Below are 24,586 nucleotides of genomic sequence, written 5' to 3'. Positions count from 1 at the left end.
GGATGGCCTGATCAAGACGCCACCTTTCCGACCCGCCGCCTGGTTCACCCGCCAGCACTGGAAGCCCTTCGCCTTCCAGCGCGAGGTATGGGCCGCCATGGCCGCTGGCGACAGCGGCCTGCTGCACGCCACCACCGGCGCAGGCAAGACCTACGCGGTGTGGTTCGGCGCGCTGGCGCGCGCGCAGGCGATGGGCGTGCCGATGGCCGGCCGCGCCCCGCCGCCGCTGGGCGTGCTGTGGCTCACGCCCATGCGCGCGCTGGCCGCAGACACCACGCGGGCCCTGGAGGCGCCGCTGGCCGAGGTGGCGCCCGCCTGGACGGTCGGCCGGCGCACCGGCGACACCGCGGCGGCGGAGCGTTCCCGCCAGGACCGCCGCATGCCGACGGCGCTCGTCACCACGCCCGAATCGCTCACGCTGATGCTCACGCGGGCCGCCGCGCGGGACGATCTCGGCCAGGTGCACACCGTCATCGTCGACGAATGGCACGAGCTGATCGGCAACAAGCGCGGCGTGCAGGTGCAGCTCGCGCTGGCCCGGCTGCGGCGCTGGAACCCCGGCCTGGTGGTGTGGGGCCTCTCGGCGACGCTGGGCAATTCGCAGGAGGCGATGGCCGTGCTCGTCGGCGGGCCCGGCGGGCGGCTGGTGCGCGGCCGCGTGCCCAAGGTGCTGGCGATCGACACGCTGCTGCCGGCCGATCCCGGCCGCTTCTCCTGGGGCGGCCACCTGGGCGCGCAGATGCAGCAGCCGGTGGTGGAGGAGATCGACCGCTCGGGCACCACGCTGGTCTTCACCAACGTGCGCTCCCAGGCCGAGGCCTGGTACCAGCTGCTGCTGTCGGCGCGGCCCGACTGGGCGGGCGTCGTGGCCCTGCACCACGGCTCGCTCGACAAGAGCGTGCGCGAGTGGGTGGAGCTCGGCCTGAAGGAGGGGCGGCTCAAGGCCGTCGTCGCCACCTCCAGCCTCGACCTGGGCGTCGATTTCCTGCCGGTGGAGCGGGTGCTGCAGATCGGCAGCGCCAAGGGCGTCGCCCGCCTGCTGCAGCGTGCGGGCCGCAGCGGCCATGCGCCGGGGCGGCCCAGCCGCGTGACGCTGGTGCCCACGCAGGCGCTGGAGCTGGTGGAAGGCGCCGCGGCCCGCCGGGCCGCGCGGGCCGGCCAGGTCGAGGGCCGGCACTCACCGGCCAAGCCGCTCGACGTGCTGGTGCAGCACCTCGTCAGCGTGGCGCTGGGCGGGGGCTTCGAGGCCGACGCGCTGTTCGACGAGGTGCGCAGCGCGCCGGCCTATGCCGCGCTGACGCGCGAGGAGTTCGACTGGGCCGTCGCCTTCGTCGAGCGCGGCGGCGACAGCCTCGGCGCCTACCCCGACTACCACCGTGTGCAGCGCGACGAGCACGGGGTGTACCGCGTGCCCGACGCGGGCATCGCGCGCCGCCACCGCATGGGCGTCGGCACCATCGTCAGCGATTCGACGATGCCCATCGAATGGGTGTCGGGCGGCCGGCTCGGGCACATGGAAGAGAGCTTCGTCGCGCGGCTGAAGCCGGGCGACTGCTTCGTCTTCGCCGGGCGTGCGCTCGAGTACGTGCGCACGCGCGACATGACCGCCTACGTGCGCAAGGCGAGCAGCCGGCGCGGCGTGATGGCCTCGTGGAGCGGCAGCAAGATGCCCTTGTCGAGCGAGCTGGCCGATGCCGTGCTGGCCCTACTGCACGACGCCGCGCAGGCTGCCGCCGACGCGGGCGGCGCCGCCGCGGGCCGGCCACCGCCGCGCCGCGGCGCCTTCGCGGAGCCCGAGATGCGGGCCGCCTGGCCGATGCTGCAGGCCCAGCTGCGCCTGTCGCACCTGCCGCGGCCGGGGCGGCTGCTGGCAGAGCGCTACCGCTCGCGCGAGGGGCATCACCTCTACCTCTACCCGTTCGGCGGCCGCAACGTGCACCTCGGGCTCGCGCAGCTGCTGGCCTGGCGCTTCGCGCGCGGCCAGCCCAACACCTTCTCGATCTCGATCAACGACTACGGCTTCGAACTGCTGAGCGCGCTGCCGCTGGACCTGGCGCCGCTGCTCGACGGCAGCGTGCTGGCCGCCGAGGCGCTGATGCACGACGTGCTGGCCAGCCTCAATTCCAGCGCGCTGGCGCGCAAGCGGTTCCGCGAGATCGCGCGTGTGGCCGGGCTGGTGTTCAGCGGCTATCCCGGTGCGCCCAAGAGCACGCGCCAGCTGCAGGCCTCGTCGACGCTCTTCTACGAGGTCTTCCGCAAGTACGACGCCGGCAACCGGCTGCTGTCGCAGGCCGAGGAGGAGGTGCTCGCGCAGGAGCTGGAACTCGGCCGCCTGGGCGACACGCTGGCGCGCATGCGCACGCAGCGCATCGACCTGGTCGAACTGCCGGCGCCCAGCCCCTTCAGCCTGCCGCTGATGGTGGAGCGCTTCCGCGAGCAGCTCAGCACCGAGAAGCTCGCCGACCGGCTGGCCCGGGTGCTGGCGGCGGCCGAGGCGGCACTCGACGCGCCGCCCGCCCGTACCATCGCGCGCCATGACATCGCGCCGAAAGCCTGAAGAAGCTCCGCCACCCGCTGCCCCGGCGCCCGCGCCGCGCCGCCGCTCGAACAGCGTGACGGTCAACGACGTGGCGCGCGTGGCCGGCGTGTCGGCGATGACCGTGTCCCGCGCCGTCAACGTGCCCGAGCGCCTGCCGCCGGCGACGCTGGCGCGGGTGCAGGCCGCCATCGCGCAGACCGGCTACGTGCCCAACCTGCTGGCCGGCGGGCTGCGCTCCAACAGGAGCCGGCTCGTCGCCGCGCTGGTCCCCACGCTGGACAGCCCGGTCTTCGCCGAGCTCGTGCAGGGGCTGACGGCCGCCCTGCATGCCCGCGGCTACCAGCTGATGCTGGGCCAGACGGGCTACACCGAATCGCACGAGGACGAGTTGCTGCGCGCGGTGATCGGCCGCCGTCCCGACGGCATCCTGCTCACCGGCGTGCGGCATTCGCCGCAGGCCCGCCAACGCCTGGCGGCGGCCGGCATCCCGGTGGTCGAGACCTGGGACCTGACCGACCAGCCGATCGACATGCTGGTGGGCTTCTCCCACCCCGCGGTGGGCGAGGCGGTGTGCCGCTACCTGCACGGCCGCGGCCGCCGCCGGCTGGCGGTGATCGGCGGCAACGACGAGCGTTCGCGCCGCCGCAGCGATGCGTTCTGCGCCACCGCGCGGGCGCTGGGGCTGGCACCGCCCGTGGTTCAGGAGGTGCCGGCGCCGACCACGCTGGGCAGCGGCCGGGCGGCGCTGCTCGCGCTGCGCCGCGCCGACGCAGCGGTCGACGGCATCTTCTGCAGCTCCGACCTGCTGGCGCTCGGCGTGCTGACCGAGGCGATGGTGCAGGGCGTGCGCATTCCGGAGCAACTGGCCGTCGTGGGCTTCGGCGACCTCGCGTTTGCGCGCGACCTGCATCCGGCGCTGACCACCGTGCGCATCGACGGCACCCGCATCGGAGAGGAGGCCGCGCGCTGCCTCGTCGACCGGGCGGAAGGGCGGACGGCGCCCGCCGACGGCGCCCCGGTGGTGGACACCGGCTTCTCCATCGTCGAGCGCGCCAGCGCCTGAGGGCCGCCGCAGACGGCAGGCACCCGCACCGCGGCGGATGGCATCATCCCGGGCCCGACGCCTTCTGCCGCCCGATCCCGTGAAGCGCTTGTCCTCCCTGCTGTTCGCCAGCCTGCTGTTCCTGCCCTTGGTGCCCGCCGCCCAGCCTGCCCCGGGCCCGAACGCGCAGGCCCCCCTGCTGACCCGCGATCAACTGCGTGCCTGCATGGACCGCGAATCGCGGGTGGAGGGCGGCCGCGCCGACCTCGCGCAGCGCAAGGCCGCGCTCGACGCACAGCGGGCCGGCATCGTGGAACTCGCGGACGAACTGCGCGGGTTGAAGGCGGAGGCTGACGCGCAGCAGGCGGCCGTGGCCCGGCGCAACGAGCGCATGCGGGCGCTGGCGGGCCGCATCGAGTCGTTCAACGAGCGTGCCGGCAGGCCGCCCGCCGATGCCGCCGCGCGCGAGGCGCTGCTGGCCGAGCAGGCCGCGCTGAAGACCGAATCGCAGGCGCTGGAAGCCGACGGGCCTGCGCTGAAGGCGGCCTACGAGGCGGCCGTCGAGGCATTGAATGCCAAGGCCCAGGTGCACGACGAGCGTGCCGGCGCCTGGAACGGCCTGCAGGCGCGCCTGGCGGCCGACAGCCGCGGCCTGGAGGAAGCGCGCCAGGCCTGGCTGCGCGAGTGTGCCGACCGTCGTTTCCGCGAGGACGACGAGAAGGCCATCAAGGCCGGCCGATGAGCCACCCCCCGCCGATGGGCCCCCGCCGGTCCGATGCCGATGCGGTGGTGGCCGCCACCCGCGCCTGGCTGGAACACGCGGTGATCGGCCTCAACCTGTGCCCTTTCGCCAAGGCGGTGCACGTGCGCGGGCAGGTCCGCTATGCGGTGAGCGATGCGGCCGACACGCACACGCTGCTGGAGGCGCTGCGGGCCGAGCTGCTGTCACTGGCCGCCGCCGATCCGGCGCAGGTCGACACCTGCCTGCTGGTCCATCCCGGCGTGCTGAACGACTTCGACGACTACAACCAATTCCTCGGCGCGGCCGACGCGCTGCTGGCGCAGCTCGGGCTGGACGGCGAGCTGCAGATCGCGAGCTTCCACCCCCACTACCGCTTCGCCGGCACCGAGGCCGACGACGTCACCAACGCCACCAACCAGTCGCCGTACCCGATGCTGCACCTGCTGCGCGAAGCGAGCATCGACCGCGCCGTCGCGGCGTTCCCCGAGCCCGAGGCGATCTACGAATCGAACATGCGCACGCTGCAGGCCATGGGTCCGGACGGCTGGGCAGCGCTGCGCAGGCAGTGGGAGCCTGCCGCGCAGGAGCCGCCGCCGGGCGGCACGCCACGCGATTGAGCCAGCGCGCGCAGCGCCGCCCGCTACCATCGCGCGCCCGTTCACGCTCAACAACCCACAGGTGCCCTATGGCCGGTTCCAGCCTGCTCGCATTGATCGACGACATCGCGTCGGTGCTCGACGACGTCGCGGTGCTGACCAAGCTCGCGACGAAGAAGACCGCCGGCGTGCTGGGCGACGACCTGGCGCTCAACGCGCAGCAGGTCACCGGGGTCAACGCCGACCGCGAGCTGCCGGTCGTCTGGGCGGTGGCCAAGGGCTCGCTGCTCAACAAGGCGATCCTGGTGCCGGCGGCGCTGGCGATCAGCGCCTTCGCACCCTGGGCCGTCACGCCGCTGTTGATGCTGGGCGGCGCCTTCCTGTGCTTCGAGGGAGCTGAAAAGCTGGCGCACCGTTTCCTGCATCCGGCCGACGCCTCGGCGCAGGCGCACAAGCAGGCGGTGGCGGACCCGTCGGTCGACCTGGTCGCCTTCGAGAAAGGGAAGATCAAGGGCGCGGTGCGCACCGATTTCATCCTGTCGGCGGAGATCATCGCCATCACGCTGGGCACGGTGGCCGGCTCGCCGTTCACCACGCAGGTCGCGGTGCTGGTGGGCATCGCGTTGTTGATGACGGTGGGCGTGTACGGCCTGGTGGCCGGCATCGTGAAGCTCGACGACGCCGGCCTGGCGCTGAGCCGCGGCGCCAGCGCGGGCACCCGGGCGCTCGGCCGCGGCATCCTCGCGGCGGCGCCCTGGCTGATGAAGGGCCTGTCGGTGGCCGGCACGGCCGCGATGTTCCTGGTGGGCGGCGGCATCCTCGTGCACGGCCTGGCGCCGGTGCACCATGCCATCGAGGCGTTCACCGCGCCGCTGGGCGGCATCGTGGGCTGGCTGGCCGAGGCGCTGGCGAATGCGGGCGTGGGCCTGCTGGCCGGGGCGGCCGTGCTGCTCGTGGTGACCGCGGTGCAGCGCCTGCGCGGCGGCCGGGCGCACTGACCAAGCCCGCGGCGGAGAAGAGATGCGCCTGCTGCTCGCGCCCATGGAGGGGCTGCTCGATTTCCCGCTGCGCGACGCGCTGACACGCGTGGGCGGCATCGACCGCTGTGTCTCGGAGTTCATCCGCGTCACCGGCACGCTGTTGCCGGAGCGGGCGTTCCTGCGCGTCGTGCCCGAGCTGAACCACGGCGGCCGCACCCGCGCCGGCGTGCCGGTGCGCGCGCAGCTGCTGGGCTCCGATCCGGCCTGCCTGGCCGACAACGCGGCGCGCCTGGCGTCGCTCGGGCCGGCAGGCATCGACCTCAACTTCGGCTGCCCGGCCAAGGTCGTCAACCGCCATGGCGGCGGCGCGGCGCTGCTGGACGAGCCCGAGCTGATCGCGCGCATCGTCGCCGAGGTGCGGCGCGCGGTGCCTGCGCAGATGCCGGTGTCGGCCAAGATGCGGCTGGGCTTCAACGACGACGCCCGGGCGATCGATTGCGCGCAGGCGATCGAAGCCGGCGGCGCCTGCGAGCTGGTCGTGCACGCACGCACCAAGGCGCATGGCTACCGTCCGCCGGCGTACTGGGAGCGCATCGCCGACATCCGCGCCGCGGTGCGCCTGCCCGTCGTCGCCAACGGCGAGGTGTGGACGGTGCAGGATGCCCGGCGCTGCCTGGAGGTGTCCGGCTGCCAAGCGCTGATGCTGGGCCGCGGCATGGTGGCCGATCCGGGCCTGGCCCTGGCGGTGCGCGGCGCGCTCGAGCCCGTCGACTGGGCCGTGCTGCTCCCGCTGATCGCGGATTTCTGGCAGCTGGTGGCCACCCGCGTCGAGCCGCGGCACCGGGCGGGGCGGCTGAAGCAGTGGCTCAATTTCCTACGCCGGCGCCACCCCGAGGCGGAGGCGGCGTACCAGGCAGTGCGCACCGTCAACGATCCCACGCGCGTCGCGCAGCTGCTGTTCGATGGGGCGGCGCCTCACAACGTGTCAGCCAAACTGCTACATCCCGCGTAGCAGAGAGCCGACACACCCTTGCGGTGGGGGGAGATGGCTCTCCCGAGGGGTGGTGTCTACGCTTGCGAGCAAGGACGATGTGATTACAGCCCATCCCTCTTGGAGCGACGCCATGACCCCACTTGCATTGCATGCCGAGCCCGCGACTTACGAGCTGCGTTTCGAATCCCTGTTCCACGCCGGTCGGGCCCTCACGTTCCCGTGCGACGAACATGGCGCCGTTCAGATGGATGCGCTGAGCCCCCGTGCCCTCGACAACTACCTGTACGCCCGCGCGGTCGTCGGCCGCGAGTTCTGCCCGCCGGCCGTCTGCTTGAGCGATCGCCTGCACTGATCCCGGTTCAACCGCGCGGCGACGCGCGGATGCGTGGTCACCGGTGCACGGCGTGGGCGGCCTGCAGCAGCTGGGCCACGACCCCCACGGCGATCACCTCCGGCTCCTTGCCAGGAATGCCCTCCACGCCGATGGGGCAGGTCATGCGGGCCAAGGTGCCTGCCGCGACGCCCTTGTCTTCCATCCGGTGTGTGAACCGGGCGCGCTTGGTCGCCGAGCCGATCAGCCCGAAATAGCCGAAATCGCCGCGGCGCAGGATCGCTTCCGTGATGCGCAGGTCCAGGTCGTGGCTGTGGGTCAGCACCAGGTAGAACGCCCCGGGCGGGGCCTGCGCCACCTCCGCCTCCACCGCATCGACCGCCAACGCGCGGATGTGGTCGCAGGGCGTGAAGGCGGTGGCGCCCGGAAACTGGTCTTCCCGCTCGTCGATCCAGTCCACACGGCAGTCCAGTGTCGACAGCAGCCGCGCGATGGCCTGGCCGACGTGGCCGGCGCCGTAGAGCTGCAGATGGAACATCGGGGGCGGCTCGGGCCATGCTGCGAGCGCGGCGTCGTCGAGCCAGTCGAAGGCCAGCGTCACGGCCCCGCCGCAGCACTGGCCCAGTGCGGGCCCCAGGGGGTAGTGGCGCTGGAAGGGCGCCTGGCCCTCGGCGAGCATGCTGCGCGCGGCCTCGATGGCCTTCAACTCCAGGTGCCCCCCGCCGATGGTGCCGATGGCCTCCCGCTGCGACACGAGCATGCGCGTGCCCGCATGGCGGGGCGCCGAGCCGCGCGAGGCGAGCACCTGCACCACGATGGCCGGGTGCTGCGCAGCGCGGCGCCAGGCCTGCGCGGTGCGGCGGACGTTGCGGTCCATGGCGCGGCCCGCGTGCTCAGGCTGCGGCCTTCACCGCGGTGATGGCCGCCAGGATCGCCTCCGACGTCGCCGGCGCGCGCAGCGGCGGATCGATGCGGTGGCCGCCCACGGCCGACACGGCGTCGCGGATCGCGAAGAACACCGAGAACGGCAGCAGCAGCGGCGGCTCGCCCACGGCCTTGCTGCGGTGGATCGAATCCTCCGCGTTGCGGCCCTCGAAGAGCCGCACGTTGAAGACGGGCGGGCAGTCGTTGGCGGTCGGGATCTTGTAGGTGCTGGGCGCATGCGTGGTGAGCTTGCCGGTCTGCGGGTGCCAGACCAGTTCCTCCGTCGTCAGCCAACCCATGCCCTGGATGAAGGCGCCTTCCACCTGGCCCACGTCGACCGCCGGATTCAGCGAGCGCCCCACGTCGTGCAGCACGTCGGCACGCAGCAGCTTCCATTCGCCGGTGAGCGTGTCCACCAGCACCTCGCTCACGGCCGCGCCGTAGGCAAAGTAGTAGAACGGCCGGCCCTGCATCTTCTCGCGGTCCCAGCTCAGGCCAGGTGTCGCGTAGAAGCCGTCGGACCAGAGCTGCACCCGGTCGAGGTACGCCTGCGCGACGACGGCGTCGAAGGGCAGCGTGCGGCCGTTCACCTGCACCTGGTCGTTGGCGAAGACCACGGCCGACGGCTCGCCGCCGTGGTGGCCGGCGATGCAGGCGGCGAGCCGCTCGCGAATCTGGCGGGCGGCGTCCTGCGCGGCCTTGCCGTTCAGGTCGGCGCCGGTGGAAGCGGCGGTGGCCGAGGTGTTGGCGACCTTCTGCGTGTCGGTTGCGGTCACCCGCACCTTCTCGAAGCTCACGCCCAGCTCGTGGGCGACCACCTGCGCCACCTTGGTGTTCAGGCCCTGGCCCATCTCGGTGCCGCCGTGGTTCACGAGGATGGAGCCGTCGTTGTAGACGTGCACCAGCGCACCGGCCTGGTTGAAGTGCTTGACGTTGAACGAGATGCCGAACTTCAGCGGCACCAGCGCGATGCCGCGCTTGAGCACCGGGCTGGTGTCGTTGAAGGCGGCCACGGCCGCGCGGCGTGCGCTGTAGCCGCTGCCCGCTGCAAGCTGGTCGACCAGTTCGTGGATGACGTTGTCGGTCACCGTCTGCAGGTAGGGCGTGACGTTGCGCTCGGTGGTGCCGTAGAAGTTGGCGCGCCGCACGGCCAGCGGGTCGCGGCCCAGCTGCCGCGCCACGCCGTCGAGGATGTTCTCGATCGCGATCGCGCCCTGCGGTCCCCCGAAGCCGCGGAAGGCGGTGTTGCTCTGCGTGTTGGTCTTGCCCGAGAAGCCGTGCATCGCCACGTCGGGCAGCCAGTAGGCATTGTCGAAGTGGCAGAGCGCGCGGGTCATCACCGGGCCGGAGAGGTCGGCCGAATGGCCCGCGCGCGAGACCATCGTGATCTCGGCCCCGAGGATGCGGCCTTCGTCGTCGAAACCCACCTCGTAGTCGTACCAGAAGCAGTGGCGCCGGCCGGTGACCATGAAGTCGTCGTCGCGGTCGAGCCGCAGCTTGACGGGGCGGTTCAGCCGCTTCGCCGCGATCGCGGCCACGCAGGCGAACAGGCCCGATTGCGATTCCTTGCCGCCGAAGCCACCGCCCATGCGCCGGCACTCCACCTGCACGTGGTGCGCATGCAGCTTCAGCGCATGCGCCACCAGGTGCTGCATCTCGCTGGGGTGCTGCGTCGAGCAGAAGACGTGCATGCCGTCGTTCTCCTTCGGCACCGCGTAGCTGATCTGGCCTTCGAGGTAGAACTGCTCCTGCCCGCCGACGTCGAACGTGCCTTTCAGCCGGTGCGGCGCCTTGGCGATGGCGGCCTGCGCGCCGCCGTCGTTGGTGCTGCGCACCAGGTGCATCGGCGGCACCACGTACTGCTGCTTGGCATGCGCGTCCTGCGGCGTCAGCACGGGCGGCAGCGCGTCGATCTGCAGCACGTCCTTGGCCTTGGCGGCGGCGCGGCGGGCCTGGTCGCGTGTTTCGGCAATCACCGCGAAGACGGGCTGGCCAAGGTAGCGGATCTCGCCGTCGCAGAGGATCGGGTCGTCGTGGACGATCGAGCCGCAGTCGTTCGTGCCGGGCACGTCGGCGGCGGTGAGCACCGCCACCACGCCGGGCAGGGCGCGGATCGGGTCGAGCTCGGCCGATCTCAGCGTGCCGTGGGCGACCGGCGAGAGGCCCAGTGCGCAGTGCAGCGTGCCGGCCAGTTCGGGCAGGTCGTCGATGTAGGTGGCCTCGCCGGCCACGTGCAGGTGGGCCGACTCGTGCGGCCGGCTGATGCCCACGCGCGCGCCGGCCTTCAGCCGGGCCGCCTCGGCGTTTTCGTCGATGCGGTAGGCGGTGTTCTTCAGGTAATCGGCGAAGGCCTCGTCGGGCTGCAGCAGGCTGGGGGCGATGGGCTTGTTCATGGCGTTGCGCTCCTTCCGTCAGACTGCCGCATGCGGCATCACGCTGAACACGCTGGTGGCCGCGGCCGGCAGCGGATCGGCCGTGCGCGTCTCCAGCCAGAAGCGCTGCAACAGGTTTTGCGCCACCTGCATCCGGTACGCAGCGCTGGCGCGCATGTCGGTCAGCGGCTTGAAGTCCTGGACCAGCGCGGCCTGCGCGGCCTCGACACTCGCTTCGGTCCAGGGCTGGCCGACCAGCGCGGCTTCCGCGCCCGCGGCCCGCTTCACCGTCGCCGCCATGCCGCCGAAGGCCAGCCGCACGCTGCGCACGGTGTCGCCGTCCAGCTCGATCGCGAAGCCCCCGCACAGCGCGGAGATGTCGCAATCGAAGCGCTTGCTGATCTTGTAGGCCCGCACCTGCCGCTCGAACGCCGCGGCCGGGATGGACAGGCCCTGCACGAACTCGCCGGGCTCGAGCCGGTTCTTCATGTAGTCGATGTAGAACGCGGGCAGCGGCATGCGGCGCACGCGCTCGCCCAGGCGCAGCTCGATCTCGGCGTCGAGCGCCATCAGCACCGGCGGTGAATCACCGATGGGCGAGCCGTTGGCGACGTTGCCGCCCATGGTGCCGGCATGGCGGATCGGCGGCGAGGCGAAGCGCAGCCACACGTCGGTGAGCGACGGCGCGCGTGCCGCCAGGGCCTGCCAGGCCTCTTCGAGCGACGCACCCGCGCCGATGTAGAGTGCCTCGCCGGCCGCGTCGCGACGCACTTCGATCACTTTCAGCGCTTCGACGTTGCCGAGGTAGAGGATCGTGCCCAACTCGCGGAACTGCTTGTTCACCCACAGGCCGATGTCGGTCGAGCCGGCCAGCAGCGTGGCCTGGGGATGGGCGACGCGCAGCGCAGCCAGCTCGGCGAGCGAGGTCGGGGCCAGCAGCTTGTCGGCCTGCTCGCCGGAGCCGCGGGCGCCGGCGTATTCGAGCGCGGCCTGGGCCTGCAGCGATTGCAGCGCGGCCACCACCGGCGCGGTGTCCAGCCGCGCCGCCGGCAGGTCGAACATGCGCTGGCCGGCGTCGAGGATGGGCCGGTAGCCCGTGCAGCGGCACAGGTTGCCCGACAGCTCGTCGGCCATCTGCTGGCGCGTGGGTTGCGTGCCGGCTGCCTGGTGGTGCTCGTAGGCCGACCACATCGACATCACGAAGCCCGGGGTGCAGAAGCCGCACTGCGAGCCGTGGCACTCGACCATCGCCTGCTGCACCGGGTGCAGCGCGCTGGCCTGGATCTCCTTGAGGTCCTCGACCGTGAACAGCGCCTTGCCGTGCAGCGTGGGCACGAACTGGATGCAGGCGTTGACCGACTGCAGGCGCAGGCCGCCGACGGCGCCCGGCGTGCCGGGGGCCGCGAGCTCGCCGATGACCACGGTGCAGGCGCCGCAATCGCCCTCGTTGCAGCCTTCCTTGGTGCCGGTGCAGCGCGCGTCCTCGCGCAGCCAGTCGAGCACGCTGCGGGTGGGATGCACGCCGCCGACGTCGACGACGCGGCCACGGTGCCAGAAGCGGACAGGTTGGGTTGTCATGGGGTGTGAACTTACTCGCGATCGGCCGGGGCGTGAATACGATCACCCCCATAGCACCTATCGAGCCAGCCATATGACGCAGCGCGCCGAGTTCGACAAGATCGAGCTGTACCTCATCCGCGTCCTCCATACCGTGATCGTCGAACGCAGCGTTTCCCGCGCCGCCCTGCGCTTGCAGAGCACGCAGCCGGCCGTCAGCGCCCAGCTCAAGCGGCTGCGCGAGCTGACGGGCGACCCGCTGCTCGTGCGCGCCGGCAACGGCATGACGCCGACTGCCGCGGCGCTGCAGCTCGTCGGCCCCGCCGCCAGCCTGCTGCAGGCGGCCGACGCGATCTTCAGCCCGCGGGTGCGCGGCGCCGCCTTCGATCCGCAGGCAACCACCGCCACCTTCCGCGTCGCCGCCAGCGATTACATGGACCCCACCTTCCTGCCCGAACTCGTCGCGCAGGTGCACGAGGCGGCGCCGCACGCGCGGCTGGAGCTGCTGCCGCTGTCGGGCGATTTCGACTACCGCCGCGCGCTGGCCGCCGGCGAAGTCGACCTCGTGGTCGGCAACTGGCTGCACCCGCCGGAGGAGCTGCACCTCGGCCGGCTGATGTCCGACGAGATCGTCTGCCTGGTGGCGCAGGGCCACCCCGTGGTGAGGCTGGCCGAAGGCACGGGCTGGACGATCGAGAAATACCTCGGCTGCGAGCATGTGGCGCCTGCCCCGTTCAGCCCGGGCGCCCCCGGCGTGATCGAGGACCACCTCGCGTCGCTGGGCGTCAAGCGCCACCTGGCGGTGCGCAGCGCGCACTTCAGCCTGATTCCCCTGATGGTGGCGCGCAGCCGCCTGCTGCTGACCACCGGGCGCCTGTTCTGCACGCGTTACGCTGGCGTCCTGCCCGTGCGCATCGTGCGCTGCCCGGCGCCGTTTCCGCCGCTCACCTACTACCAGCTGTGGCACGACCTGACGCACGCGTCGCCGTCCATGCGCTGGCTGCGCGACCAGGTGCGCGAAGTTGCCCGGCGCGTGGCCGGCCAGCCGGCTCCCCCGGCGCCGCACTGACTCCCCGACACCATGACACAGCCCAACGCCATGCCCCGACGCCTTGCCCTCCGCGGCGACCTGCTCGATTTCACCGCGACGCCGGAATGGGGCGCGGTCGACACGCCCGCACTGCGCTGGCGCCCCGACCACTGGCTGCTGGTGGAAGATGGCCGCGTCGCCGGCGTGCAGCCCGGCCACCAGCCGCCCCCCGAAGGCTGGCAGCAGCACGACCACCGCGGCCGGCTCATCCTGCCCGGCTTCATCGACACGCACGTGCACAGCCCGCAGCTCGACGTGATCGGCAGCTACGGCACCGAGCTGCTCGACTGGCTGAACACCTACACCTTCCCCGCCGAGAGCCGCTTTGCCGACCGGGCCGAGGCCGAGGCCGGCGCCGCGCGCTTCGTCGATGCGTTGCTGGCCCAGGGCACCACCACGGCGGTGGTGTTCCCGACCGTGCACAAGGTGAGTGCCGAGGCGCTGTTCGCCGAAGCCCATCGCCGCGGCATGCGGCTGGTGACCGGCAAGGTGCTGATGGACCGCCATGCGCCCGACAACCTGCGCGACGACGTGGTGCAGGCCGAGCGCGACTGCATTGACCTGATCGAGCGCTGGCACGGCCGCGGCCGGCTGTCGTACGCGGTGACCGTGCGCTTCGCGCCCACCAGCACGCCGGAGCAGCTGGCCATGGCGGGCGCGCTGTGCGCCGCCTACCCCGGCCTCTACATGCAGACCCACGTCGCCGAGAACCGCGACGAGGTGCGCTGGGTGCACGAGCTCTTTCCCGAGGCGCGCAGCTACCTCGACGTCTACGCCCGCGCCGGCCTGATGAACGAGCGCAGCGTGCTGGCGCACGGCATCTGGCTCGATGACGGCGACCGCGCGGCGCTGCGCGCCTCGGGGGCGCAGATCGCGCACAGCCCCTCGTCCAACCTCTTCCTCGGCAGCGGCCTCTTCGACTGGCGAGCCACCGAGGCGGCCGGCGGCGCGGTGTCGCTGGCGACCGACGTCGGCGGCGGCACCAGCCTGTCGATGTTGCGCACCATGCTCGATGCCTACAAGGTGCAGGCGATGCAGGGCCAGCGGCTCACCGCCTGGAAGGCGCTGCACGCCGCCACGCTGGGGGCTGCGCAGGCGCTGGGCCTCGGCGACGAGATCGGCGCCTTCGAGCCCGGGCGTGCCGCCGACCTGTGCGTGTGGGACTGGGCGGCCGACCCGGTGGCCGAGCGCCGCATGGCCGTGGCGCAGGGCCTGCACGAAAAAGTGTTCGCCTGGATCACGCTGGCCGACGACCGCAACCTGGCTGCCGCCTACGTCCAGGGCCTGCCGCAGTACGAACGGCGTGGAGGCGCCATGGCGGCGGTGCCCTGACGTCCCGGCGCGCCAGCGCCTTCCGGTGAACACGACAACACACAACCGGCCGAGAGCCGGAGGAGACAGCCATGCCCTTGCTCGAACGCCTGTTCCACCTGCGCGACCACAACACGACGGTGCGCACCGAACTGATCGCCGGCCTGACGACCTTCCTGACGATGGCGTACATCATGTTCGTCAATCCGTCGATCCTCGGCGACGCCGGCATGCCCAAGGGCGCGGTGTTCGTCGCCACCTGCCTGATCGCGGCGCTGGGCTCCACCATCATGGGCCTCTACGCCAACTACCCGATCGCGCTGGCGCCGGGCATGGGGCTCAACGCCTACTTCGCCTACGTGGTGGTGATGCACATGGGCTTCACCTGGCAGGCGGCGCTGGGGGCGGTGTTCGTCTCGGGCTGCCTGTTCTTCGCCGTCACGGTGCTGCGGCTGCGGGAGCTGATCCTCAAGGCCATACCGCAGCCGCTGCGCATCGGCATCACGGTGGGCATCGGGCTCTTCCTGGCGATCATCGCGCTGAAGAGCGCCGGCATCGTCGCACCCTCCAAGGCCACCTACATCACGCTGGGCAACCTGCACACGCCGGGCGTGGCGCTGGCCACGCTGGGCTTCTTTGCCATCGTGGTGCTCGACCGGCTGAAGGTGCCCGGCGCGATCCTGATCGGCATGCTGGCGGTCACGGCGCTGTCGTTCTGGGTGGGCGGCAACACCTTCGCCGGGGTGTTCTCGGCGCCGCCGTCCATCGCGCCCACCTTCCTGCAGCTCGACATCGCCGGCGCGCTGAAGGGCGGCATCCTGAACGTGATCCTGGTGTTCTTCCTGGTCGAGCTGTTCGATGCCACCGGCACGCTGATGGGCGTGGCCAAGCGCGCCGGCCTGCTGGTGCCCGGCCGCATGGACCGGATGAACAAGGCGCTGATGGCCGACAGCGGCGCCATCTTCGCCGGCTCGCTGCTCGGCACCTCCAGCACCACCGCCTACGTGGAGAGCGCCGCCGGCGTGCAGGCCGGCGGGCGCACCGGCCTGACCGCCATCACGGTCGCGGTGCTGTTCCTGGCCTGCCTCTTCATCTCGCCGCTGGCGGGCTCGGTGCCGTCCTATGCCACCGCGCCGGCGCTCTTCTTCGTGGCCTGTTTAATGCTTAGGGAGATCACCGAACTGGACTGGGACGAGACCACCGACGTGGTCCCGGCCGCGGTGACGGCGCTGATGATGCCGTTCACCTACTCCATTGCCCACGGGCTGGCCTTCGGCTTCATCACCTACGCGGTGCTGAAGCTGCTGACCGGGCGCGGCCGCGAGGTGCATTGGATGGTCTGGGTGATCGGGTGTATTTTCCTGTTCAAGTACATCTACCTTGGCGGCGAATGACGACGACAGACAAAGGGATCATCGAGGGGGAGGGCGGCGTGCTGAGACTCGAGCTTTCCAACATCAGCAAGCAGTATCCGGCGGTCAAGGCCAACGACGGGGTGAGCCTGCGCGTGAAGCCGGGCGAGATCCACGCCGTGCTGGGCGAGAACGGCGCCGGCAAGAGCACGCTGATGAAGATCATCTACGGCGCGGTGCGGCCGGACGAAGGCGTGATCCGCTGGAACGGCCAGGCGGTGAACATCCGCAATCCGCAGGAGGCGCGGGCGCTGGGCATCAGCATGGTGTTCCAGCACTTCTCGCTCTTCGACACGCTGACCGCGGCCGAGAACGTCTGGCTCGGCCTCGACAAGAGCATGACGCTGGCCGAGGTGACCGAGCGCATCCGCAAGGTCTCGCACGCCTACGGGCTCGAGGTCGACCCGCTGCGCCCGGTGCACAGCCTGTCGGTGGGCGAGCGCCAGCGCGTCGAGATCGTGCGCGCGCTGCTGACCGACCCGAAGCTGCTGATCCTCGACGAACCCACTTCGGTGCTGACGCCGCAGGCGGTGCAGAAGCTCTTCGTCACGCTGCGCCAGCTGTCGGCCGACGGCTGCGCCATCCTCTACATCAGCCACAAGCTCGACGAGATCCGCGCGCTGTGCCACCACTGCACCGTGCTGCGCGGCGGCAAGGTCACGGGCGAGGTCGACCCGTCGACCGAGACCAACGCCGGCCTGTCGCGCCTGATGATCGGCGCCGAGCCGCCGCAGCTGAAGCACAACCAGTCCCACCCCGGCGCCGTGGCGCTGGAACTGAAGGGCCTGACGCTGGCCAAGCAGAGCCCCTTCGGCACCTCGCTGGCCGACATCGCGCTGCAGGTGCGGGCGGGCGAGATCGTCGGCGTGGCCGGCGTCTCGGGCAACGGCCAGCAGGAGCTGATGGCGGCGCTGTCGGGCGAGGACCGGCGTGCCGTGCCGGGGTCGATCACGCTTTTCGGCCACGATATCGCGGGCGCCAGCCCGTCGAAGCGCCGGCACCTGGGGCTGCACTTCGTGCCCGAGGAACGCCTGGGCCGCGGCGCGGTGCCCACGCTCAGCCTGGCACAGAACACGCTGCTGACGCGCACCGAGGCGGTGGGCGCGGGCGGCTGGATCCGCGTCGGCCAGGTGCAGAAGCTGGCCGAGGATTTGATCCGCCGCTTCAACGTGAAGGCCGGCGGGCCGGGCGCGGCGGCCAAATCGCTGTCGGGCGGCAACCTGCAGAAGTTCATCGTCGGCCGCGAGATCGACGCCAAGCCCAAGGTCTTCATCGTCTCGCAGCCCACCTGGGGCGTGGACGTGGGCGCCGCGGCGCAGATCCGCGCCGCGCTGCTGCAGCTGCGCGACGAGGGCTGCGCGCTGCTGGTGGTGAGCGAGGAGCTGGACGAACTCTTCGAGGTATCCGACCGGCTGGTCGTCATCGCACAGGGCAAGCTGTCGCCCAGCGTGCCGGCCGCGGAGGCGACCATCGAGACGATCGGGGAGTGGATGTCGGGCCTGTGGCCCGGCGCGGAACGCACCAAGGCCGCGGAGGTGGACCATGCTCAAGCTTGAGGCGCGCCCGCAGCCTTCGAAGGTGATGTCGCTCGGCTCGCCGCTGATCGCGCTCGCGCTCACGGTGGTGCTGGCGAGCCTGCTGTTCGTCGCGCTCGGCAAGGATCCGGCGCGCGGCCTCGCGATCTTCTTCGTCGAGCCGCTCAACGGCCTGCGCGCCACCGCCGAGGTGCTGCTGAAGGCGACGCCGCTGATGCTGTGCGCGCTGGGCCTGGCGGTGTGCTACCGGGCCAACGTGTGGAACATCGGCGCGGAAGGCCAGTTCCTGCTCGGTGCCATCGCCGGCGGCGGCGTGGCGCTGTGGCTCACCAACCTGGGTGTCACCGGCGTGCGCGGGCTCTACGCGCCGCTGGTGCTGCTGGCCGGGGTGGTGGGCGGCGCGGCGTGGGCGGCCATCACCGCGCTGCTGCGCGACCGCTTCAACGCGAGCGAGATCCTCGTCAGCCTGATGCTGGTGTACGTGGCGCAGCAGCTGCTGAACTACCTGGTCTTCGGCCCGTGGAAAGACCCGATGGGCTTCAATTTCCCGCAGACCAAGACCTTCGACGCCAGCACCTGGCTGCCGGTGATGCTCACCGGCACGCGGCTGCACTGGGGCATCGTGGTCGCGGTGGTGATGGTGGCGCTGTTCTGGGTGTTCCTGTTCCGCATGTACCGCGGCTACCAGCTGCAGGTGGGCGGGCTCGCACCCATGGCCGCGCGCTACGCCGGCTTCTCGTCGCGCTCGGCCCTGTGGACGGCGCTGCTCGTCTCCGGCGGCATGGCCGGCCTGGCCGGCGCGATGGAGGCGGCCGGGCCGCTGCGGCAGCTCACGCCGCACGTGTCCACCGGCTACGGCTTCACGGCCATCATCGTCTGCTTCGTCGGCCGGCTGCATCCGGTGGGCATCGTGTTCTCGAGCGTGCTGCTGTCGATGATGCTGATCGGCGGCGAGCTGGGCCAGTCGCGCCTGGGCCTGCCCAACGCGCTGACCGGCGTGTTCCAGGGTTCGCTGCTCTTCCTGCTGCTGGCCTGCGACACCCTGATCCACTACCGGGTGAAGTGGCGCGCGGCGCCCCGGCCCGTGGCCTCGCCCCCCTCGGTCGCCACCCCCGCATCGGCCCTGAAGGAGGCCCAGCCGTGAACGAAATCGCCCTGCTCGTGGCCGCCACGCTGGCCTCCGGCACGCCGCTGGCCGTGGCCGGCCTGGGCCTGCTGCTGAATGAAAAGGCCGGGGTGCTGAACCTCGGCGCCGAGGGGATGATGCTGGTGGCCGCCATCGCGGGCTTCGCGGCCGCCCTGTCCACCGGCAGCGACACGCTGGCCTTCCTGGCCGGCGCGGGCGCCGGGGCGCTGATGGCGGCGGTGTTCGGCCTGCTGGTGATCGGGCTCAACACCAACCAGTACGCCACCGGCCTGGCGCTCAGCCTCTTCGGCGGCGGGTTCTCGGCCTTCGTGGGCGTCTCTTTTGTTGGCAAGAAGCTCGCCGACCGCGTGCCGTTTGAGGTGCCGCTGCTGGCCGACATCCCGTTCATCGGGCCGGCGCTGTTCAGGCAGCACCCGATGGTCTACGTGGCGATCGCGCTGGTGGCCGGCCTCGCGTGGTTCCTCTACCGCAGCCGCGCCGGCCTGGTGCTGCGCGCGGTGGGCGAGTCGCCCGAGTCGGCGCACGCGCTGGGCTACCCGGTGCGGTTGATCCGCTTCGCGGCGGTGCTGGGCGGCGGCGCGCTCTGCGGCGTGGCGGGGGCCTTCCTGTCGGTGGTGTATGCGCCGCTGTGGGTCGAGGGGCTGGTGGCCGGCCGGGGCTGGATCGCGCTGGCGCTGACCACCTTCGCGACCTGGCGTCCGGCACGTGTCTTGCTCGGCGCCTACCTGTTCGGCGGCGTCACGATGCTGCAGTTCGCGCTGCAGAGCGCGGGCGTGGAAGTGTCGAGCCAGCTGCTGTCGATGCTGCCGTACCTGGCCACGATCGTGGTGCTGGCGTTGATCTCGCGCAACCCGCTGTGGATCCGCATCAACATGCCGGCCTCGCTCGGCAAGCCGTTCCATCCCGGCGCCTAACATACGCGTCCCGTCCGTCCGATTCCTGTTTCCTTCGAGGAGCCAACATGACTGTTCTGAGCAAGCGCAACCTGCTGAAGTGGGCTGCGCTGTCGTCCGTGGCCGCGGCCGCGCTGGTGGGTTGCGGCAAGAAGGAGGAGCCCGCGCCGGTGGCCGCCGCTCCCGAGTCCGCGTCCGCGCCGGCCCCCGCGCCCGAGCCGCTCAAGGCCGCATGGGTGTACGTCGGCCCGGTGGGCGACGCAGGCTGGACGTTTGCGCATGACCAGGGCCGCAAGGCCGTCGAGGCCGAGTTCGGCGACAAGGTCAAGACCACCTTCGTCGAGAAGGTGCCCGAGGGCGCCGACGCCGAGCGGGTGATCCGCGACCTGGCGACGCAGGGCAACAAGATCATCTTCGCGACCTCGTTCGGCTTCATGGAGCCGATGCTGAAGGTGGCGGCCGAGTTCCCCGACGTGAAGTTCGAGCACGCCACGGGCTACAAGACCGCGGAGAACATGCGCATCTACGATGCCAAGTTCTTCGAGGATGCCTACCTCGCCGGCATCATCGCCGGCACGATGAGCAAGACGGGCACCATCGGCTTCGTCGGCTCGTTCCCGATCCCCGAGGTGCTGCGCAACATCAACGCCTACACCCTGGGTGCGCAGTCGGTGAACCCGAAGATCAAGACCAAGGTCGTCTGGGTCAGCACCTGGTTCGATCCGCCGAAGGAAGGCGAGGCCGCGCAGAGCCTGATCAACGGCGGCGCCGACGTGCTGCTGCAGAACACCGACTCGTCGGCCGTGCTGCAGACCGCCGAGAAGAACGGCAAGTACGCCTTCGGCTGGGACAGCGACATGAGCGCCTTCGCGCCCAAGGCCCACCTGGGCTCGGCCGTCGCGCTGTGGGGCGGCTACTACAAGAAGGCCATCAAGGACGTGATGGACGGCACCTGGAAGACCGAGCGCACCGTGTGGGGCGTCAAGGAAGGCCAGAACGACCTGGTCAAGGTGGCCGACGTGGTGCCCGAGGACACCCGCAAGAAGATCGACGAGATCAAGGTGCAGATGAAGGCGGGCGACTTCGAGGTGTTCACCGGCCCCGTGGTGGACAACGCCGGCAAGGAACGCCTGCCGCAGGGCAGCAAGGCCGACCAGGACTGGAAGGACAAGATCGACTTCTACGTCAAGGGCGTCGAAGGCAAGATCCCGTCCGCCAAGTAAGCTGCATCCCCCGCCGGGCCGCCCGCCAGCCGTCAGGCCGGGCGGCCTTTTTCATTCCCGGAGCCTGCCACGATGACCGAAGCCGGCCTTGCCCACGTCGCCCATTTCCACCCCGTGCTGCTCGCCAGCAGGCTCGACGACGCGCGCGCCGACGGCCGCCGCTGCCCGGTGCAGGCGCACCTGCTGGGCACCGACCTGGCGATCTGGCGCGACGATGCCGGCCGCGTGCACGCCTTCGACGACCGCTGCCCGCACCGCGGCGCATCGCTCTCGATGGGCCGCATCGAGGACGACCGGCTCGAGTGCGCGTACCACGGCTGGCGCTTCCGGGCCGGCGGCCAGTGCACCCACGTGCCCGCCGTGCCCGACTGGGCGCCGCCGGCCGGCCACCGCGTGCAGGCCTACCTCGCCCGCGAGGCCTACGGCCTGGTGTGGGTGGCGCTGAAGCCCGCCGTGGCGGGCGAGCCCGAGCCGCCGCTGCCGGCCTTCGCGGCCGAGGGCGACCCGCACCTGCGCAAGGTGAACTGCGGGCCGTACGACGTGGAGACCAGCGCGCCGCGCATCGTCGAGAACTTCCTCGACATGGCGCATTTCGGCTACGTGCACGAAGGCTGGCTGGGCGCGCGCGACCACACCGCGCTGGAGCCCTACCGCGTCACCGCCACCGACACCGGGTTCATCGCGACCGAATGCCGTGCGTGGCAGCCGCAGTCGAGCGTGCAGGCCAAGGCGGGGGCGATGGTCGAGTACACCTACGAGGTGAACGCGCCCTACACCGCCATCCTCACCAAGGTGCCCGATGCGGCCACGGTGAAGGTGGCAGGCTTCCGCGAATCGATCGCGATGTTCGTGTGCCCGCTGTCGCCCGAGCGCAGCCGCGCGTGGATCCGCCTGGCCATGCTCGACTGGGACTCGACCGACGCGCACCTGCAGGGCTTCCAGCACACCATCTTCATGCAGGACAAGCCGGTGCTCGAATCGCAGCGCCCGCGCCTGCTGCCCATCTCGCCGCAGGCGCCGGTGACCGAACTGCACAGCGCGGCCGACCGTGCTTCCACCGCCTACCGCCGCTACCTGCGCGAGAGCGGCATCACCTTCGGCGTCTGCTGATCGCCCTGAATTCCCTGGAGACCGACATGCCCCTCGAACTTGCTTCCCGCCTCGACAAGATCGGCCGCGACAAGCTGCCCGGGCTGCTGCACGGCATGCCCAAGTGCGAGCTGCACATCCACATCGAAGGCTCGCTGGAGCCGGAGCTGATCTTCGCGCTGGCGCAACGCAACGGCGTCACGATCCCGTACGCCAGCGTCGAGGCGCTGCGCGAGGCCTACGCCTTCACCGACCTGCAGAGCTTCCTCGACATCTACTACGCGGGTGCCAGCGTGCTGCTGAAGGAGGAAGACTTCTTCGACATGGCGATGGCCTACTTCCACCGGGCCAAGGCCGACAACGTCGTGCATGCCGAGCTGTTCTTCGACCCGCAGACCCACACCGACCGCGGCGTGCCGTTCCAGACCGTCATCGACGGCCTGACGCGGGCCGGCGAGACCGCCCAGCGCGAGCTGGGCGTGAGCAGCGCGCTGATCATGTGCTTCCTGCGCCACCTGAGCGAAGAGGCCGCGTTCGAGACGCTGGCGCAGGCCATGCCGTTCAAGGACCGCTTCATCGGCGTCGGCCTCGACAGCGGTGAGCGCGGCAATCCGCCCGAGAAGTTCGCGCGTGTGTTCGAGCAGTGCCGCCAACTGGGGCTCCACCTCGTCGCGCATGCCGGCGAGGAGGGCCCCGCCGCCTACATCGAGACCGCGCTCGACGTGCTGAAGGTCGAGCGCATCGACCACGGCGTGCGCTGCGTCGAGAGCCCCGCGCTGGTCGAGCGCCTCGCGCGCGAGCAGGTGCCGCTGACCGTGTGCCCGCTGTCGAACGTCAAGCTCTGCGTGTTCGACACGATGGACCGGCACAACCTGGCCGCGCTGCTGGAGGCCGGGCTCAAGGTGACGGTGAACTCGGACGATCCGGCCTACTTCGGCGGCTACATGAACGCCAACTTCGACGCCACGTTCGACGGCCTGCCGCAGCTCGGGCCGCGGCACGCCTACGTGCTGGCGCGCAACAGCATCGAGGCGAGCTTTGCCGCCGAAAGCGCCAAGGCCGAGTGGATCGAGCAGCTCGACCGGGTGTTCGCCGACGCGGCCTGAAGCGGCTGCGCCGCCGGCCTCAGGCCGGCACCGAGGGCGGCTGCGGCTTGCCGCGCAGCAGCACGACCATCAGCGTGCCGAGGCCGGCCATCCCGGCCAGCGCGGCAGCCCCCAGGCCCCAGACCAGCCACACCACGAAGCCGGCCGAGGCGCCCAGCCAGCCCAGGCCGGCCTGCACCAGGTCGAGCGCGAGCTGCAGCATCGCCTGCCAGCCGGGCACCCAGCGGTCGATCCACTCCCCGAACGGGATCTGCTCGATCAGCGGGCGGAGGTCGGCCGCCCAGCCGGCGCCGTGCACGAGCAGCACGTGCAGCCCCCAGGCGGTGAGCGACCACAGGCCGAGCAGGACGGCGGTGACGATCCAGATGGCGATGATCATGGTGGTGAGGGGCGGCCGAGGCGTAGAAGGGTGAACGGAGGTGTTGGAGCGCCCTGCGTGCCAGGGTTCCCTAGAATGCGCGCCTTCATCAGGCCGGCGGGTGCGCCACCACCCGCCGGCTTTTCCATTGTGGCCATGTCGAGGACAACCATGTTCAAAAACCTCATCCGGGCGCTGGTGCGCCCGGCCCGGCGCATCGCGCTGTCCGCCGTCTTCTGTGCCCTGGTGCCGCAGCCCGTGCTCGCGCAGCAGGCGCCGCTGAAGATCGGCTTCGTCTACGTCACGCCCATCGGCAGCGCCGGCTGGACCTACCAACACGAGCAGGCCCGCCAGGCCATGCAGCGCACGCTGGGCAGCCAGGTGTCGAGCGTGTTCGTCGAATCCGTGGCCGAAGGCCCCGATGCCGAGCGCGTGATGCGCGACCTGGCGGCACAGGGCTGCCGGCTCATCGTCGCGACGAGCTTCGGCTACCTCGACCCGGCGCTGCGTGCCGCCGCCGATCTGCCGGACGTGAAGTTCGAGCACGCCGGCGGCTACAAGCGGGCTGCCAACCTCGCGACCTACAACGCGCGCTTCTACGAGGGCCGCTGGCTGGCCGGCTACCTGGCGGGCCGCACGAGCCGCAGCGGCGTCGCCGGTTACGTGGCGGGCTTCCCGGTGCCGGAGGTGATCCAGGGCGTCAACGCGTTCACCCTGGGCATGCGCGCCGCCAACCCGCGCGCGACCGTGCGGGTGCTGTGGCTCAACACCTGGTTCGATCCGCCGCGCGAGCGGGAGGCGGCGCTGTCGCTGGTCAACGCCGGTGCCGACGTGCTCACCAACCACAGCGGGTCGCCGGCGGTGCCGCAGCTGGCCGAGGAGAAGGGCGTGCGGTTGATCGCGTACCAGAGCGACATGCGGGCGTTTGCGCCCCGTGCGCAGCTGGCCGCGATCACCAGCGACTGGAGCGCCTACTACACGCGCCGTGCGCAGCAGGTGGTCGGCGGCCAATGGTCGTCCTCCAACACCTGGGGGGGCGTCAAGGATGGCATGGTCCAGCTCGCCGCGATCGACCCGTCGGTGCCGCAGGCGGTGCGGGCCGAGGTGGCGCAACGCCGCCAGGCGCTGGTGGCCGGCCAGGCCGTGCCGTTCTCGGGCCGCCTGGTGGACCAGTCCGGCGTGGTGCGGCTGGCCTCGGGCGCGCTCGACGACGCCGCCATCGCCAGCATGGATTGGTTCGTCGAAGGCGTTGTTGGCAGCCTGCCGGCGCGTTGACTACCAATTGTTTCAAATTCACTGATATGAATTGATTAATGACATTTAATTAGGGCTGTTTCCGACTCGG

The 24,586-nt window shown here is 71.3% G+C and carries 21 protein-coding genes; 17 read left to right on the top strand and 4 right to left on the bottom strand.

Annotation, left to right across the window (positions count from 1 at the left end):
- The first annotated feature begins 7 nt into the window (after window positions 1–7).
- From V4F39_RS02185 to V4F39_RS02155, 7 genes are all read left to right on the top strand, one after another.
- Entirely contained in the window at window positions 8–2,557 is a 2,550-nt protein-coding gene (locus V4F39_RS02185) for a ligase-associated DNA damage response DEXH box helicase (RefSeq protein ID WP_378235038.1), read from the top strand.
- Complete coding sequence (locus V4F39_RS02180; RefSeq protein WP_332287597.1) at window positions 2,535–3,602, top strand: LacI family DNA-binding transcriptional regulator; 1,068 nt, start codon at window positions 2,535–2,537, stop codon at window positions 3,600–3,602. Before V4F39_RS02185 ends, V4F39_RS02180 begins: the two co-directional genes overlap by 23 nt.
- Before the next feature lie 79 nt (window positions 3,603–3,681).
- Window positions 3,682–4,323, top strand: coding sequence for a hypothetical protein (locus tag V4F39_RS02175; RefSeq protein WP_332287596.1), 642 nt, complete (start codon window positions 3,682–3,684; stop codon window positions 4,321–4,323).
- Window positions 4,320–4,940 carry a DUF1415 domain-containing protein gene (locus V4F39_RS02170; protein WP_332287595.1) on the top strand — a complete coding sequence of 207 codons (621 nt, stop codon included), beginning with the start codon at window positions 4,320–4,322 and terminating at the stop codon, window positions 4,938–4,940. The genes V4F39_RS02175 and V4F39_RS02170 overlap by 4 nt, the downstream gene beginning before the upstream one ends.
- A gap of 68 nt (window positions 4,941–5,008) precedes the next feature.
- Window positions 5,009–5,917: a DUF808 domain-containing protein gene (locus V4F39_RS02165; protein WP_332287594.1), complete on the top strand. Its 909-nt coding sequence runs from the start codon at window positions 5,009–5,011 to the stop codon at window positions 5,915–5,917.
- Between the two features lie 22 nt (window positions 5,918–5,939).
- A complete protein-coding gene (locus V4F39_RS02160; protein ID WP_332287593.1) occupies window positions 5,940–6,911 on the top strand; it encodes a tRNA dihydrouridine synthase in 972 nt (323 codons plus the stop codon).
- A 112-nt stretch (window positions 6,912–7,023) separates the two neighbouring features.
- Entirely contained in the window at window positions 7,024–7,245 is a 222-nt protein-coding gene (locus V4F39_RS02155) for a hypothetical protein (protein ID WP_332287592.1), read from the top strand.
- A 37-nt stretch (window positions 7,246–7,282) separates the two neighbouring features.
- Here V4F39_RS02155 and xdhC read toward each other — a convergent pair whose 3' ends face one another.
- From xdhC to xdhA, 3 genes are read right to left on the bottom strand one after another with little or no spacing between them, the layout of a single operon-like run.
- Window positions 7,283–8,101 carry a xanthine dehydrogenase accessory protein XdhC gene (gene xdhC, locus V4F39_RS02150; protein ID WP_332287591.1) on the bottom strand — a complete coding sequence of 273 codons (819 nt, stop codon included), beginning with the start codon at window positions 8,099–8,101 and terminating at the stop codon, window positions 7,283–7,285.
- 16 nt (window positions 8,102–8,117) lie between these two features.
- On the bottom strand, window positions 8,118–10,541 hold the full coding sequence (gene xdhB / locus V4F39_RS02145) for a xanthine dehydrogenase molybdopterin binding subunit (RefSeq protein ID WP_332287590.1): 2,424 nt from the start codon (window positions 10,539–10,541) through the stop codon (window positions 8,118–8,120).
- An 18-nt stretch (window positions 10,542–10,559) separates the two neighbouring features.
- A complete protein-coding gene (gene xdhA, locus V4F39_RS02140; protein ID WP_332287589.1) occupies window positions 10,560–12,098 on the bottom strand; it encodes a xanthine dehydrogenase small subunit in 1,539 nt (512 codons plus the stop codon).
- A gap of 73 nt (window positions 12,099–12,171) precedes the next feature.
- Here xdhA and V4F39_RS02135 point away from each other — a divergent pair, with 73 nt between their 5' ends.
- From V4F39_RS02135 to V4F39_RS02095, 9 genes are all read left to right on the top strand, one after another.
- A complete protein-coding gene (locus V4F39_RS02135) occupies window positions 12,172–13,146 on the top strand; it encodes a LysR family transcriptional regulator (protein WP_332287588.1) in 975 nt (324 codons plus the stop codon).
- A 30-nt stretch (window positions 13,147–13,176) separates the two neighbouring features.
- The gene (gene guaD, locus V4F39_RS02130; protein WP_332287587.1) at window positions 13,177–14,499 is read left to right on the top strand and encodes a guanine deaminase; all 1,323 of its coding nucleotides are present in this window, start codon (window positions 13,177–13,179) and stop codon (window positions 14,497–14,499) included.
- 71 nt (window positions 14,500–14,570) lie between these two features.
- On the top strand, window positions 14,571–15,872 hold the full coding sequence (locus V4F39_RS02125; protein ID WP_332287586.1) for an NCS2 family permease: 1,302 nt from the start codon (window positions 14,571–14,573) through the stop codon (window positions 15,870–15,872).
- On the top strand, window positions 15,869–17,446 hold the full coding sequence (locus V4F39_RS02120) for an ABC transporter ATP-binding protein (RefSeq protein ID WP_332287585.1): 1,578 nt from the start codon (window positions 15,869–15,871) through the stop codon (window positions 17,444–17,446). The genes V4F39_RS02125 and V4F39_RS02120 overlap by 4 nt, the downstream gene beginning before the upstream one ends.
- A complete protein-coding gene (locus V4F39_RS02115; RefSeq protein WP_332287584.1) occupies window positions 17,433–18,569 on the top strand; it encodes an ABC transporter permease in 1,137 nt (378 codons plus the stop codon). Before V4F39_RS02120 ends, V4F39_RS02115 begins: the two co-directional genes overlap by 14 nt.
- The gene (locus V4F39_RS02110) at window positions 18,566–19,486 is read left to right on the top strand and encodes an ABC transporter permease (protein WP_332287583.1); all 921 of its coding nucleotides are present in this window, start codon (window positions 18,566–18,568) and stop codon (window positions 19,484–19,486) included. Before V4F39_RS02115 ends, V4F39_RS02110 begins: the two co-directional genes overlap by 4 nt.
- A 47-nt stretch (window positions 19,487–19,533) precedes the next feature.
- Window positions 19,534–20,688 (top strand): BMP family ABC transporter substrate-binding protein, encoded by a 1,155-nt coding sequence (locus V4F39_RS02105; protein WP_332287582.1) that lies wholly within the window; start codon window positions 19,534–19,536, stop codon window positions 20,686–20,688.
- Between the two features lie 72 nt (window positions 20,689–20,760).
- A complete protein-coding gene (locus tag V4F39_RS02100) occupies window positions 20,761–21,798 on the top strand; it encodes an aromatic ring-hydroxylating dioxygenase subunit alpha (protein WP_332287581.1) in 1,038 nt (345 codons plus the stop codon).
- A 26-nt stretch (window positions 21,799–21,824) separates the two neighbouring features.
- On the top strand, window positions 21,825–22,883 hold the full coding sequence (locus V4F39_RS02095) for an adenosine deaminase (protein ID WP_332287580.1): 1,059 nt from the start codon (window positions 21,825–21,827) through the stop codon (window positions 22,881–22,883).
- Window positions 22,884–22,902: 19 nt separating this feature from the next.
- Here V4F39_RS02095 and V4F39_RS02090 read toward each other — a convergent pair whose 3' ends face one another.
- Window positions 22,903–23,262 carry a hypothetical protein gene (locus V4F39_RS02090; RefSeq protein ID WP_332287579.1) on the bottom strand — a complete coding sequence of 120 codons (360 nt, stop codon included), beginning with the start codon at window positions 23,260–23,262 and terminating at the stop codon, window positions 22,903–22,905.
- A 150-nt stretch (window positions 23,263–23,412) separates the two neighbouring features.
- On the opposite strand from V4F39_RS02090, the gene V4F39_RS02085 reads away from it, so the two are divergent.
- Window positions 23,413–24,516: a BMP family ABC transporter substrate-binding protein gene (locus tag V4F39_RS02085; RefSeq protein ID WP_332287578.1), complete on the top strand. Its 1,104-nt coding sequence runs from the start codon at window positions 23,413–23,415 to the stop codon at window positions 24,514–24,516.
- The last annotated feature ends 70 nt before the right edge of the window (window positions 24,517–24,586 follow it).

Source organism: Aquincola agrisoli, assembly GCF_036621135.1.
Taxonomy (GTDB): Bacteria; Pseudomonadota; Gammaproteobacteria; order Burkholderiales; family Burkholderiaceae_C; genus Aquincola; species Aquincola agrisoli.
This window is presented reverse-complemented; position numbering and strand designations above follow the sequence as displayed.

Bases quoted from the DNA above. Each gene is read 5' to 3' on its own strand.
- V4F39_RS02180 (WP_332287597.1), top strand. From the start codon at position 2,535: ATGACATCGCGCCGAAAGCCTGAAGAAGCTCCGCCACCCGCTGCCCCG.
- V4F39_RS02170 (WP_332287595.1), top strand. From the start codon at position 4,320: ATGAGCCACCCCCCGCCGATGGGCCCCCGCCGGTCCGATGCCGATGCG.
- V4F39_RS02165 (WP_332287594.1), top strand. From the start codon at position 5,009: ATGGCCGGTTCCAGCCTGCTCGCATTGATCGACGACATCGCGTCGGTG.
- V4F39_RS02160 (WP_332287593.1), top strand. From the start codon at position 5,940: ATGCGCCTGCTGCTCGCGCCCATGGAGGGGCTGCTCGATTTCCCGCTG.
- V4F39_RS02155 (WP_332287592.1), top strand. From the start codon at position 7,024: ATGACCCCACTTGCATTGCATGCCGAGCCCGCGACTTACGAGCTGCGT.
- xdhC (WP_332287591.1), bottom strand. From the start codon at position 8,101: ATGGACCGCAACGTCCGCCGCACCGCGCAGGCCTGGCGCCGCGCTGCG.
- xdhB (WP_332287590.1), bottom strand. From the start codon at position 10,541: ATGAACAAGCCCATCGCCCCCAGCCTGCTGCAGCCCGACGAGGCCTTC.
- xdhA (WP_332287589.1), bottom strand. From the start codon at position 12,098: ATGACAACCCAACCTGTCCGCTTCTGGCACCGTGGCCGCGTCGTCGAC.
- V4F39_RS02135 (WP_332287588.1), top strand. From the start codon at position 12,172: ATGACGCAGCGCGCCGAGTTCGACAAGATCGAGCTGTACCTCATCCGC.
- guaD (WP_332287587.1), top strand. From the start codon at position 13,177: ATGCCCCGACGCCTTGCCCTCCGCGGCGACCTGCTCGATTTCACCGCG.
- V4F39_RS02125 (WP_332287586.1), top strand. From the start codon at position 14,571: ATGCCCTTGCTCGAACGCCTGTTCCACCTGCGCGACCACAACACGACG.
- V4F39_RS02120 (WP_332287585.1), top strand. From the start codon at position 15,869: ATGACGACGACAGACAAAGGGATCATCGAGGGGGAGGGCGGCGTGCTG.
- V4F39_RS02115 (WP_332287584.1), top strand. From the start codon at position 17,433: ATGCTCAAGCTTGAGGCGCGCCCGCAGCCTTCGAAGGTGATGTCGCTC.
- V4F39_RS02105 (WP_332287582.1), top strand. From the start codon at position 19,534: ATGACTGTTCTGAGCAAGCGCAACCTGCTGAAGTGGGCTGCGCTGTCG.
- V4F39_RS02100 (WP_332287581.1), top strand. From the start codon at position 20,761: ATGACCGAAGCCGGCCTTGCCCACGTCGCCCATTTCCACCCCGTGCTG.
- V4F39_RS02095 (WP_332287580.1), top strand. From the start codon at position 21,825: ATGCCCCTCGAACTTGCTTCCCGCCTCGACAAGATCGGCCGCGACAAG.
- V4F39_RS02090 (WP_332287579.1), bottom strand. From the start codon at position 23,262: ATGATCATCGCCATCTGGATCGTCACCGCCGTCCTGCTCGGCCTGTGG.
- V4F39_RS02085 (WP_332287578.1), top strand. From the start codon at position 23,413: ATGTTCAAAAACCTCATCCGGGCGCTGGTGCGCCCGGCCCGGCGCATC.